Source organism: Amycolatopsis sp. H20-H5 (genome assembly GCF_035828755.1).
Lineage (GTDB): Bacteria > Actinomycetota > Actinomycetes > Mycobacteriales > Pseudonocardiaceae > Amycolatopsis.
Genome location: NZ_JAYMZS010000063.1, coordinates 38,241 through 50,072, shown reverse-complemented (window position 1 = coordinate 50,072; position 11,832 = coordinate 38,241). Strand labels below are relative to the sequence as shown.

The following is an 11,832-nucleotide window of genomic DNA, read 5'->3' as shown; positions in this document are numbered from 1 at the left end:
CGCAAGCCGACGCCGTCTTGACCCAGGGAGCCTTGTCATGCCCGTAAACCGGAGAACCGCACTGCGCGGAGGCGCTGTCGCGGCCGCCGCGGCCGCTCTGACGGCCGTGGCGTCACGACCGGCGTTCGCCTCGAAGGTCCTCACCGCCGAAACTGCCGACGCCCTACCGGCCGCCACCTCGGCGATCGTCACCGGCTACCGGCAGCTGCAGACCGGGATCAACCGGCCGTCGGCCGAGCGGACCGAGGCACTGGCGAACCTCGACCGGGTCGCGAAGTCGTACAACGCGAGCATGACGGTGACCGGCGGCCCGCTCTGGGCGGACCTGCCGTTCGGGCCGGGCAGCGACTACACGACGTCGATGTACGCCCGGCTGCGGGCCATCGCGGTTTGCTGGGGCACGCCGGGCAGCGCGCTCGCGGGTGACCCGGCCGTCCTCGACCGGCTCAGAGCGGCACTGAACCTGTTGTACACCAACCAGTACAACGAGAACGTCGCCGAAATCGGCAACTGGTACACCTACGAGATCGGCATCCCGTACTACCTGCTGCACACCCTCGTCACCGTCGCCGAGGAGCTCGACGCCGCCGATCTGGCGCGGTACGTCAAGCCGATCCAGCGGTTCGTCGGCGACCCTAACCGCCGCGCCAACAACAAGGCGCTGGTCGAGACCGGGGCCAACCGTGCGGACAAGGCGCTGATCTCGATCGTGGCGGGCGCGCTGATCGGCGACACCGCGTACATCGCGACCGGCATCGACGCGATCACCGACGTCGCGGGCGGGGGAGCGGCCAGTGTCGTCGCGAAGCTGAACAAGTCCGCCAGCGACGGCTTCCACACCGACGGCTCTTTCCTGCAGCACGACTCGATCCCGTACTCCGGGCACTACGGCATCGTGCTGCTCACCGCGCTGGCCGGGACCATCCACGTCACCGCGGGCACCCCGTACGCGCTCCCGGCCGAGCTCAAGGACAAGGTCTACGCGCTGGTGGCGGACACGTTCGCGCCGTTCGTCTTCGGTGGCGCGCTGATGGAGCCGGTCCGCGGGCGGATGCTCTCGCGCCAAGGCGAGACCGCGCACGACATCGGGCACCAGCTGACCGTCGCCACGGCGGTGCTCGCCCGGTCGGCTTCGGGACAGACCAAGGCGGACCTCGGCGGGCTCGTCGCCAAATGGATCGGCGAGGGCAAGTTCGCGCCGTTGTTCAAGATCCCGGACCCCGAGCGGTTCGCGCCCGGCCCGGACCTGGTGGCCATTCCCGGGGTCGAGTTCGCGCAGGAGCTGCTCGCCACGAAGGTCCGGCGCACCCCGGTCGTCGCCGCGCACCGCGTTTTCGGCCAGCAGGACCGGATGGTGCACATCACCGAGGACTGGTCGAGCTCGCTGGGGGTCAGCTCGACACGGATCTCGCGGTACGAGTCGGTCAACTCGATGAATCTGCACGGCTGGTACACCGGCGACGGGGTGCTCTACACGTTCCTGCCGAACGCGCTGGGGCACTACACCGACGCCTATTGGCCGACGGTCGATCCGCTGCTGCTGCCGGGAACCACGACGAAGACGGGTCCGACCGGCGCGCTCGGGCAGGTGCCGCTGACCACGAAAGCGCATACCGGCGGCGCTCGCTGGGACGCCCGGCACGGGGCGTACGCGATGGACTTCGTATCGGCCGACGGCACGCTGACGGCGAAGAAGTCGTGGTTTTTCACGCCCTCGGGCATCGTCTGCCTCGGTGCGGGGATCACCGACGCCTCGGGCGAGCGGATCCGGACTACGATCGAGAACCGCAACCTCGGGGAGGGCGGCAAGGGCGCGTTGCTCGCGGACGGGCGCCGGGTCGCGGTCGATCCAGGAAAGGTGGGCAGCCTCCGCCGGGCGCGCTGGCTGCACCTGGCGGACGTCGGCGGGTACGTACTGCTCGGCGACGCCGAGGTGACGGCGCTGCGCGAGGACCGCATCGGTGCCTGGCGCGACGTCGACACCGGCGCGAACACCAAGGGCACCACGGTTCCCTGCACCCGGCGTTACCAGAAGCTGGTGATCGAACACGGGGTCAGGCCCTCGGGCGCGACCTACGCCTACGCGGTGCTGCCGACGGCGTCGGTGCTCCAGACGGCCGCGTCCGCGTGGTCGTGGCGCGTCCGGTCCAACACCCCGGTGGCGCAGGCGGTTCGCTTGTGGGACAGCACTTTGCTCGCCAACTTCTTCGCCGCGGGCTCGGTCGACGAGCTCACTGTCTCCGGTCCCGCGTCCGTCGCGCTGGGCCGCACGCGCGACGGCTGGCAGGTCGCCGTGTCCGATCCGACCCAGCAGCAGGCCAGCATCCGGGTCACCGTGCGCCGCAAGAGCGTCGAGGTCCCGGTGCGGGACAGCTTCGGCGCGACCCTGACGGTGAGTCTTCCTCGGTGATCAACAAGGAAAACTAGGCCCGAAATCGTCCTATGAGGACAGTTCACGGCAGACCGTTCCGAGTGGTTTCACGTATGTGAATGACGATCAGGTTTCTGAATCGTTATCAACGCCTGTCTTGTACGTCCGTTTGCAGCGTGTGAGTGTGAGGGCCCTCGTGGCCTAGACCAGAGAAAGAGGCGACACGGCAATGACGCAGACAGAGCCTGCGCGGCGGCAGATCAGCAGAACCACGTTGTACTTCTTCGGTGCGCTCGGCGGCATCCTGTTCGGCTACGACCTTGGTGTCATTTCCGGCGCCCTGCCCTTCATCACCAAACTGTTCGGGCTGACCAGCTGGGACAAGGGCGTCATCACGGCCAGCCTGTCGGTCGGCGCCATCATCGGCGCCCTGTGCTCGCCGAGGACGAACGAGAAGATCGGCAGGCGGCGCACCATCATGGTGGCCGCGGTGATCGTCATCGTCGGCACGCTCGCGGCGACCTTCTCGCCGACCTTCACCCTGCTGGTTGTTTCCCGGCTGGTCATCGGGCTCGGGATCGGACTCTCCTCGTCCACGGTGCCGACGTACCTTTCGGAGCTGGCCCCGGCCAAGCTGCGCGGCGCGATGGGCGCGCTGAACCAGATCTTCATCGTGCTGGGCATCCTGATCGCGTTCCTGGTCAGCTACGGGCTCGGCACCTCTGGCAACTGGCGGCTGATGTTCGCCGGCGCGATCGTCCCGGCGGTCGTCCTGCTGCTCGGCCTGATCATCCTGCCGGAAACCCCGCGCTGGCTGCTGAAGAACGGCCGCGAGGACGAAGCGCGTTCGGTCCTCATCAGCGCGCACGGCGGCAAGGCGAACCTCGACGAGGAGATCGAGTCGATCCGCGAGGTCCTGCGGCTCGACAGCGGCCAGAAGGGGCGCATCCGCGACCTGTGGGCGCCGTGGGTGCGGCCGATGCTGGTGGTCGCGCTCCTGCTGGCCGTCGGGCAGCAGTTCAGCGGGGTCAACGCGATCAACGCCTACTTCCCGACCATGCTGATCGGCCTCGGTTTCGCCACCCAGGCCGCGCTGCTCTCGGGGGTGCTGCTCGGGCTGACCAAGTTCCTGTTCACCGCTTGGGTGGTGTTCGTGGTCGACCGGTGGGGCCGTAAACCGCTGCTGCTCATCGGCAACGTCATCATGGTCGTCACGCTGGTGGCCGCCGGGCTTGTCGTGCTGAACGTGCACGATGTCGGCACCCGCGGCATCCTCATGCTCGTCATGATGATCCTGTACCTGGTGGGCTACGAGCTCGGCTGGGGCGCGGTCGTCTGGGTGATGATGGCCGAGGTGTTCCCGCTCAAGGCGCGGGCGTCGGGCATGGGCGTGGCCAGTGTCGTGCTGTGGGCGGCGACCGGCCTCGTCAGCGCCGTGTTCCCGATCATCTCGGACCCGAAGTCGCTGGGCATCGGTGGCTCGATGTTCCTCTTCGCCGGGATCAACGTGGTGCTGTTCGGGCTGACCAAGTGGCTCGTACCGGAAACCAAGGGCCGCAGCCTGGAACAGATCGAACTGGACCTGCGTGCGCGCACCCAGGTGCGCGCGAAGGCTTGATCTTCGCCGGCTGTAGTTCCTTCGGGCCCGTCACCGCTTCGGTGACGGGCCCGAAGCCTGTTGGTCGCGCGGGAGGCCGATTTCTTCCTGCTGGTTTACGGCTGGCGGGCCTGAACGACCGGTCCGAACAGCTCGTCGAGCAGGCTCGCGGCCTGCTCCGGGGCTTGGACCAGCAGCTGGACGACGTCCGCGGCGAACCGGAGCCGGAAGGCGAAGAACGGGCAGCACTGCTGCTCGGCGACCACCAGTTCCGCGACCGCCGACGCGAGCGCGGCGGGTAGTTCGACGCGGATTCCGCCGGTGATCCGCTCCCGGGGCGCGGTCCCGAGCAGCTCCCGCCACCGCTGGGCCCGCGTGTCCTGCCCGGCGGCGGCGAGCGAGCAGGCGATCGGCACTTCCTTGGCGGGGTGGGGGAAACCGCAGTCGTCGGTACAGGGACTTTCGCTGGCGGGCAGCACTTCCAGCCGCGCGAGCGTGTCGGTGAGCTGGTCGCTCAACGTCGTCAACTCGTCGACACGGTTTTGTGCCAGCGTGAGTCGCGCGGAAACCAGGGGACGCAACTTGTCGCGCAAGTCCACACACGCGCCGTCCTGCCGGACGCTCAGCAGCTCGGCGATGTCCTCCAGCTGCAGCCCGAGTCCCTTGGCCGACGCGATGAACGCCAGCCTGTCCAGCGACGCGTCGTCGTAGAGCCGGTAGCCCGCCGCGCTGCGCCCGGCGGGCAGCAACCCGGCCTGCTCGTAGAACCGCAGCGTGGTGGCCGGAACGCCGGTCCGGTCGGTGACCTGGGAAATGCGGTAGGTGCCCACCGGATGACGGTAGACCTTCGACCCGGCTCGAAGGTCAAGCCCGCTGGCTCGACTCTCGCCGGGGTTTCAGAAGGCGTAGGGTCCGAAACGGCCCCAGGCCACGAAAACGGCGAGCAGGGTCAGGACGACGGTGAAGCCGGTTTCGCGCGGTTCCTTCGCCCGGACGTGGATCACCACGGCGCCGATCGACACGATGGCGAGCCCGACGGCCGCGAGCGGGGTGAGCACGGTCGCGATCTTGGTGAGCGCGGGCAGGACCAGGCCCAGCGCGCCCAGCACCTCGACCGCGCCGACGAACTTGACGAAGCCGGGGGACGAGTCCACCACCCACTTCATCTGGCCTGCCAGCTTCTCCTTCGGCTTGCTGACCTTGGTCACGCCAGCCATTAGGAACAGCAGCGCGAGCGCGCCTTGGACGATCCATAACACGACGTTCACCGGGGGCCTCCTGACTTCACCTGGCGAGAAGGTAGCACAAGTGAGAGCTGACCTTCACTCATTGCGGAGGCAACCAATTGCCACATGCGCATGTATGCATGTATTGTCCAGGGGTGAACACGAGCGACGAAGAAGCGGGTGTGAAGTCTCAGGACGCGGGTCATGGACACGGGCACGGCGTCACGGCCGGTGCGGACCGCCAGTGGCTGGCCGCCGCACTCGCGCTGATCGTCACCTATATGGCGGGCGAGGTCGTCGTCGGGCTGCTGGCCGGTTCGCTCGCGCTGATCTCCGACGCGGGGCACATGCTGACCGACGCCGTCGCGATCGTGCTGGCGCTGGTGGCCATGCGGCTTTCGGCACGCCCGGCGCGGGGCGGCTACACCTACGGCCTCAAGCGCACGGAGATCCTTTCCGCGCAGGCCAACGGGCTCACGCTGCTCCTGCTGACCGTGTGGTTCACCTACGAGGGCATCAACCGGCTCATCGACCCGCCCGAGGTCAAGGGCCTGCCGGTGCTGCTGACCGCGTTGCTGGGCATCGCGGTCAACATCGCCGCCGCCTGGTGTCTGAGCCGGGCCAACCGGTCCAGTCTCAACGTCGAGGGCGCCTTCCAGCACGTCCTCAATGACCTCTATGCCTTCATCGCCACGACGGTGGCAGGCGCCGTCGTCTGGCTGACCGGGTTCAGCCAGGCCGACGCGATCGCCGCGCTGGTGGTCGCGGCGCTGATGGCGAAGGCGGGCTGGGGCCTGGTCCGCGAATCGGGCCGGATCTTCCTCGAAGCGGCCCCCGTCGGGATGGACCCCGAGGCCATCGGCGCCCAGCTGGCCGCGGTGCCCGCCGTCGCCGAGGTGCACGATCTGCATCTCTGGCAGATCACCTCCGGGCAGAACGCGCTTTCGGCACACGTGCTCGTCGAGCCCGGCGCGGACTGCCACCGGATCCGCGGTGACATCGAGACCTTGCTGCGCGAGGAGCACCACCTGGAGCACACCACGCTGCAGGTCGACCACCAGCCCGATCCGTCCGATGTGGACGCTCACTGCGTGGGGTCGCACGGTGTCGTCCATCGCGCGGTGGTCCGCTGAGACTGGACACTGGCGAAGTCCGGGGAGTCCTCAGCCGTGGCCGGAGCCGGGCGAGTTCGATCCACCGGGAGTACTGCGAGCAGTGCGCGCAGGTGGCGGGCATCATTGCCGGGCCACCTGTTCCCCGCACCTGGTTCAGGAGGCCAGTGCCTCGTTGAGTGGAAGGAATTCGTGGGCGGTGCGGGTGGGGGAGAACTCGATGACCTCGTACCGGGCGAGGTGCTGCCAGACGAACGGGTCGGTCGCCAGTATCGCGTCGAGTTTCCCCCGCAGGAGCGGCCGGGTGAGGATCACCCTGTCCGCCTTGCCCGCGCATTTACCGGCGGCGAGGAACAGTCCTCGATCGAACTGTTTTCGCAACCAGGCGGTGTGCTCCGCCAGCGCGTAGTCGACTTCTATCTCGGGTGCTGTGTAGGTGATCAGTGCGATAAACATAGTTCGATGTTAGGCCCGTCGCAGAGCTTTCCGCATCGGCTTGTAGAGTGGCGCTGAACACGCCTCGTGCAAAGAATTTGCCAAGCTCTTCCCGGTTCTCTTTACCGCCCTTTTCCTTACTTGTCGAAAAGGTGGTAAAACCTGAGAAAATCACCCGATATGGTGAACGATTCACTTCGGCGGCGGCACGGTGAACGTCAGGACCAGCCGGTACCGGAGGGCGTCGATCCGGTTCACCGTAGCGGTCCGCAGCAGCCCGGTCACCGCACAGGTGACGGTCTGGCCGGGCGCCGGTTCCGGGCAGGTGGCGACGGTGCCGGTGCGGTCATGAGTGAGCGCCCGCTGTGCGAGGATCCCGTCCGAGTCGAGGGGAAAGTCCCATCTCGTGGTCGCCAGAAATCGGCGATAGCCACCTTCGTCATCCTTGTTCTGTTTCATGAAGAAGGTTCCTGAATAGCCGTGACGGCCTTTCTGATCACGCAGCAAACAGTCGTAGCCCTGGTCATCGGGTTCCGCGCAGTTCGCGACGACGCCGGTGAGCGTCTCTTCGCCGACCTTCGCCACGATGGTGGACTCGGCCTCCGCCCTGCTGGGCAGCGGCGGGCTGTCGTCCCCGTGCGCCAGCGCGAAGGCGGCCCAGATCCCGACCGCCGTCACCAGCGTCCAGCCGATGACCTTCGCCGTGGTGCTTTCGGCCATGTGACCACGGTAGATCCGCAGACGGTGGGCCCGGGGCGGTATTTCAGCCGACGGCGAGCCGGAACCGGTCGCGGAGCTCCGCGAGCCTGCCCGCCGGTTCGTTGGCGAACACGATCCGCAGGTAGCGTGCGCCGCTCGGTCCCCAGCCGTCCATCGGGGTGGTCGCCACCTTCGCCCGGTCGAACAGGAGCCGGGACAACGCGGCGGGCGTCAGGCCGAGCGGTTCGCTGTCGATCAGCAGGGACCAGCCGCCGTGTGGCCGGATGACCGGGTATGCGGCGAGCTGGTCGAGCACGGTTTCGCAGCGGCGTTGCCATTCGGCAGTCGCCGCGGCCACGTCGGCTTCCGCGTCGGGCGCGTCCAGCGCGGCGGCGACGGCGGCCTGGCCCAGCCCGACCTGGCAGACGACGTTCGTCAGCCCGACCAGCTTGATGTCGGCGAGGATCGGCGCCGGGCCGGCGACCCAGCCGATCATGCGCAGCTCCTTGGCGGCCGACCCGACCGTGATGGTCCGCTCGGCCAGCCCGGCGCAGGCGGCCGGATGGCTGGGCGGCAGCCCGTCGAAGCGGATGCGTTCCATCGCCGCGTCGTAGATCAGCCAGGCGTCGTGCCGTTCGCAGGCGGCGGCCAGCGCGGACCAGTGCGAGTCGTCGAGCACCAGCCCGGTCGGCATGGCCGGGCCCATCATCAGCACCGCGGCGGTGTCCGGTCCGACGGCCTCGGCGAGCCTGCCGGGGTCGACTGTCCAGCCCCGCGCGGTGGCCTCGCCCGTCACGAAGCGCGGGACCCCGCCCGCCAGTCGCACCCGGTTCACCAGTCCGGCGTAGAGGGGATCGCACAGCACGACCTCCTGACCCGGTTCGACGGTGGCGAGCAGCGTGTTGAGGACGCCGTTCAGGCCACCGGCGACGCTCACGCACTCGGTGCGCGGATCGTAGGAACGCCCGGCGAGCCGTCCGACGTGTGCGGCCGCGGCCTCGCGGAGCGAGCGATGTCCGTGGAACGGCAGGTAACTGTTGGCCGCGTCGTCGTCGATCGCGGCCAGGGTCGCCGCCAGTGCCACCGCCGGGGGACGCAGGTCGGTGTCGAGGTTCTCGAGGCGCAGGAAGTCCGGATCGGCGGCGGCGTCCGCCGCGTCGCCGATGACGTCCACCCCGATTCCCGGGATGTCGCGCAGCCTGGACACGGTCATGGCGCTCCTCCTGAAATGACAGGCCAGCCGGTTTTCGACAGTATGGGGCTTACCTACCGAGTCTTGTGAAGCTGAGTGGAGAATTCACCATGGCGGGACGAAGCACCGTGTTCGGCGCGGCCGCCGCGGGTGTGCTGATGCTGTTGTCCGGGTTCAGCGCACCGGCTCTGGCGGCTGAGGCGGCCGCACCGGCGTCGACCGTCGGCTGGAAGCCGTGTGCGGACGCGCCCGGTCTCGACTGTGGCACGGTGACCGTGCCGATCGATTGGTCGAAGCCGCACGGCGCGACGATCGAGATCGCGCTGGCACGGAAGAAGGCCACCGACCCCGGCGCGCGCATCGGCTCGATCCTGATGGACCCCGGCGGCCCCGGTGGCTCCGGCGTGGACGAGGTCAAGGCGGGCTGGAGCCTGTCGCCGGAGATCACCCGCCGGTTCGACACGGTCGGCTTCGACCCGCGCGGGGTCGGCGCCAGCCATCCCGTGCTCTGCGACTACGACAAGATGAGCGCGCCCTACGCGCAGGTCCCGGCCAATGAGGCCGAGTTCCGCGGGCTGGCCGCGCACAACAAGGCGCTGGGGGAGAGCTGCCGCAAGCTCACCGGGCCGCTGTTCGACTTCGTCGACACCGAGAGCGTGGCGCGGGACATGGACGTCATCCGCGCCGGGCTGGGCGAGCGGAAGCTCACCTACTACGGCGAGTCGTACGGAACGCTGATGGGCCAGCAGTACGCGGAGTTGTTCCCGGAGAACATCCGGGCGCTGGTGCTCGACAGCAACATGGACCACAGCCAGACCACGGCCTGGCAGTTCCTGCGCTCGGAAAGCAAGTCGGCGCAGGGGCTCTTCGAGCAGTTCGCGGCCTGGTGTGACCGCACGGCGTCGTGCGCGCTGCACGGGCAGGACGTCGGCGCGGTGTTCGCGGATCTCTACGGCAAGTCGGAACGGGGCGAGCTGAAGGCCCCGGGTAGTGGCGAGCCGATCGAGCCGTCCGTCCTGCTGGGCACCATGGGTGGCGCGTTCTACGGTCCGTCGTGGGGCCAGCTGGCGAGCTACCTGGCCTCGCTGCGGGACGGCAAGCCGAATCCCGAGTCGTTCGGTGCCGCCGAGCCGTCCGCGATCTCGGTGCCCTCGCCGTTCCAGGCGGTGTTCTGCCAGGACTGGAGCCTGCCGGTGCGCAGCTTCGCCGAGCTCGACGTCTACCGGAAGGCGATCGAGCGCACCGTGGCGCCCGACATGAAGCGCTCCCCGCTCGGCTGGACGGCCACCACCGGCTGCATCGGCTGGCCCGGCCAAGTCCGCAACCCGCCGCACCCGCTGTCCGTCCACGGTGCGCCGCCCGTCCTGATGCTGAACAGCCGGTACGACCCGGCGACACCGTACGAATGGGCGCGGACGGCGTCCAGGCAGAGCGGCGCCGTCCTGCTGTCCTACGACGGCTGGGGACACGGCGCGTACTTCAAGAACAGCGACTGCGTCATCCAGGCGACGGACGACTACCTGATCACCGGCAAGACCCCACGCCGCGGCACCCACTGTGCCGCCGTCGAGCCCGGCCCGGCGTCTGCCCAGAAGAACGCACCGCGGACCACCGGCCCGGCCCAGCGGCAGACCTGGCCCGCCTCACCTGCTTTCACGGCGCCCTAAGTGGTTGGTTTCGGAGGTTCTTCGGGGGTCTTGGCGATTTTCGTGTGTCCGAGCGTGGGACTCGCCCCCGTGAACGTGGAACTCGCACGCCTGAGTGTGGGACTCGCCGCACGGCGCGCAGCTCCTCCGCGAGTCCCACACCCAGGGAGCCGAGTCCCACACTCGAGCGAAACAGACCACGCTCCACCAACACCCCCGAAGAACTTCCGAAGTGACCACTACCGTCGCAGCAGCCGCCGCTCGAAGCCTCGGGCGCCTGTCCTTCGAAGTCGCTTACCCTCCACAAAGGACGGAAAGTCGGCCCATTCGCCCGTTTTATACCGCCACGACCGTTTCATGCGTGCCCCTGAAGGCCACCATGACAGCGTTAAACGCCGTGAAGGCTCCCATCAGGGCACACGGCAAGCCTGGGGTAGCGGACTGAAGGGACGCGGCCCCAGGCACCAAACTGGACGCCATGACATCAACTTCCGGACGCCTTCTAACGCCGTCATGGTGGCCTTCAGAGGCTTTCTCGGGCGGTCAGAAGATGGACCAGCCGGTCAGGGTGGTGAACAGGTCCAGTGCGGTGGCGCCGGCGACGGAGTTGCCGCGTTTGTCGAGGCCGGGGCTCCAGACGCACACCGTGCAGCGGCCGGGGACGATCGCGAGGATGCCGCCGCCGACGCCGCTCTTGGCGGGCAGTCCCACGCGGTAGGCGAACTGGCCCGCCGCGTCGTAGGTGCCGCAGGTCAGCATCACGGCGTTGACGCGTTTGGCCTCGCTTTGCCCGAGCAGGCGGCTGCCGTCGTTGCGGATTCCGTGCCTGGCCAGGAATAGCGACGAACGGGCGAGGTCGGCGCAGCTCATCGAAATCGCACACTGCCGGACATACTGGTCGAGCACCTCGGGCACGGGATGGCGCATGTTGCCGTAGGCGGCCATGAAGTACGCGAGCGCCCGGTTGCGGTCGGCGTGCTCGGCCTCGGAGGTCGCGACCTCGGCGTCGAACGCCAGGGTGGGTGTGCCGCTTTCCTTGCGCAGGAAGGTCAGCAGCTCCTCCGCCGCGTCGCCGTAGCGGGCCAGTTCGTCGGTGACCACCAGCGCGCCCGCGTTGATGAACGGGTTGCGCGGGATGCCGTCCTCGTGTTCGAGCTGCACCAGCGAGTTGAACGGGTCGCCCGACGGCTCCCGGCCGACCCGATCCCAGAGGTCGGCGCCCTCGGCCTGTGCCAGCACCAGCGCCAGGGTGAACACCTTCGACATGCTCTGGATGGAGAACGGCTGCCGCCAGTCGCCGACGCCGTACACCGTGCCGTCGAGCTCGGCAACGGCCATGCCGAACCGGTCCGGATCCACCCTGGCCAGCGCGGGGATGTAGTCCGCGACCTTGCCCCGTGCGTCGTCGGCCTCGACGTCGAAGGCGATCCGGTCAAGCAGCGATGCGAGATCCACACCACACAGCCTAGAAGCCCGCCAGTGTGCGGCACGCGGCGCCCATCCCGCACGTTGGGACTAGTGATTTCCCTACGTGATTTCCCGCACACCTTAAGT

The 11,832-nt window shown here is 68.5% G+C and carries 10 protein-coding genes; 4 read left to right on the top strand and 6 right to left on the bottom strand.

The window, feature by feature from the left end; genetic code table 11:
• Window positions 1-37 precede the first annotated feature (37 nt).
• Window positions 38-2,410, top strand: a complete 2,373-nt coding sequence (locus tag QMK34_RS29135) for a polysaccharide lyase 8 family protein (RefSeq protein ID WP_326417705.1) — start codon at window positions 38-40, stop codon at window positions 2,408-2,410.
• 190 nt (window positions 2,411-2,600) lie between these two features.
• Complete coding sequence (locus tag QMK34_RS29130; RefSeq protein WP_326417704.1) at window positions 2,601-3,989, top strand: sugar porter family MFS transporter; 1,389 nt, start codon at window positions 2,601-2,603, stop codon at window positions 3,987-3,989.
• 95 nt (window positions 3,990-4,084) lie between these two features.
• Here QMK34_RS29130 and QMK34_RS29125 read toward each other — a convergent pair whose 3' ends face one another.
• Both QMK34_RS29125 and QMK34_RS29120 read right to left on the bottom strand, forming a co-directional pair.
• Entirely contained in the window at window positions 4,085-4,798 is a 714-nt protein-coding gene (locus QMK34_RS29125; RefSeq protein WP_326417703.1) for a MerR family transcriptional regulator, read from the bottom strand.
• Between the two features lie 66 nt (window positions 4,799-4,864).
• Complete coding sequence (locus QMK34_RS29120) at window positions 4,865-5,236, bottom strand: DoxX family protein (protein ID WP_326417702.1); 372 nt, start codon at window positions 5,234-5,236, stop codon at window positions 4,865-4,867.
• A gap of 113 nt (window positions 5,237-5,349) precedes the next feature.
• Between QMK34_RS29120 and QMK34_RS29115 the strand changes: the two genes are divergently transcribed.
• The gene (locus tag QMK34_RS29115) at window positions 5,350-6,327 is read left to right on the top strand and encodes a cation diffusion facilitator family transporter (RefSeq protein ID WP_326417701.1); all 978 of its coding nucleotides are present in this window, start codon (window positions 5,350-5,352) and stop codon (window positions 6,325-6,327) included.
• Window positions 6,328-6,462: 135 nt separating this feature from the next.
• Here QMK34_RS29115 and QMK34_RS29110 read toward each other — a convergent pair whose 3' ends face one another.
• The 3 genes from QMK34_RS29110 to QMK34_RS29100 all read right to left on the bottom strand — a co-directional run bounded on the left by QMK34_RS29110 (window position 6,463) and on the right by QMK34_RS29100 (window position 8,653).
• The gene (locus QMK34_RS29110) at window positions 6,463-6,762 is read right to left on the bottom strand and encodes a YciI family protein (protein WP_326417700.1); all 300 of its coding nucleotides are present in this window, start codon (window positions 6,760-6,762) and stop codon (window positions 6,463-6,465) included.
• Between the two features lie 171 nt (window positions 6,763-6,933).
• Entirely contained in the window at window positions 6,934-7,461 is a 528-nt protein-coding gene (locus tag QMK34_RS29105; protein ID WP_326417699.1) for a hypothetical protein, read from the bottom strand.
• Window positions 7,462-7,504: 43 nt separating this feature from the next.
• Window positions 7,505-8,653, bottom strand: a complete 1,149-nt coding sequence (locus tag QMK34_RS29100) for a pyridoxal phosphate-dependent aminotransferase (protein WP_326417698.1) — start codon at window positions 8,651-8,653, stop codon at window positions 7,505-7,507.
• An 89-nt stretch (window positions 8,654-8,742) separates the two neighbouring features.
• Here QMK34_RS29100 and QMK34_RS29095 point away from each other — a divergent pair, with 89 nt between their 5' ends.
• The gene (locus QMK34_RS29095; protein WP_326417697.1) at window positions 8,743-10,299 is read left to right on the top strand and encodes an alpha/beta hydrolase; all 1,557 of its coding nucleotides are present in this window, start codon (window positions 8,743-8,745) and stop codon (window positions 10,297-10,299) included.
• 522 nt (window positions 10,300-10,821) lie between these two features.
• On the opposite strand, the gene QMK34_RS29090 is transcribed toward QMK34_RS29095, so the two are convergent.
• Entirely contained in the window at window positions 10,822-11,733 is a 912-nt protein-coding gene (locus QMK34_RS29090; protein WP_326417696.1) for a glutaminase, read from the bottom strand.
• Window positions 11,734-11,832: the final 99 nt, after the last annotated feature.

What these genes read in the sequence shown, in the direction of transcription:
- QMK34_RS29100 (WP_326417698.1), bottom strand. Translation starts at nt 8,653, where the DNA reads ATGACCGTGTCCAGGCTGCGCGACATCCCGGGAATCGGGGTGGACGTC.
- QMK34_RS29110 (WP_326417700.1), bottom strand. Translation starts at nt 6,762, where the DNA reads ATGTTTATCGCACTGATCACCTACACAGCACCCGAGATAGAAGTCGAC.
- QMK34_RS29105 (WP_326417699.1), bottom strand. Translation starts at nt 7,461, where the DNA reads ATGGCCGAAAGCACCACGGCGAAGGTCATCGGCTGGACGCTGGTGACG.
- QMK34_RS29095 (WP_326417697.1), top strand. Translation starts at nt 8,743, where the DNA reads ATGGCGGGACGAAGCACCGTGTTCGGCGCGGCCGCCGCGGGTGTGCTG.
- QMK34_RS29130 (WP_326417704.1), top strand. Translation starts at nt 2,601, where the DNA reads ATGACGCAGACAGAGCCTGCGCGGCGGCAGATCAGCAGAACCACGTTG.
- QMK34_RS29135 (WP_326417705.1), top strand. Translation starts at nt 38, where the DNA reads ATGCCCGTAAACCGGAGAACCGCACTGCGCGGAGGCGCTGTCGCGGCC.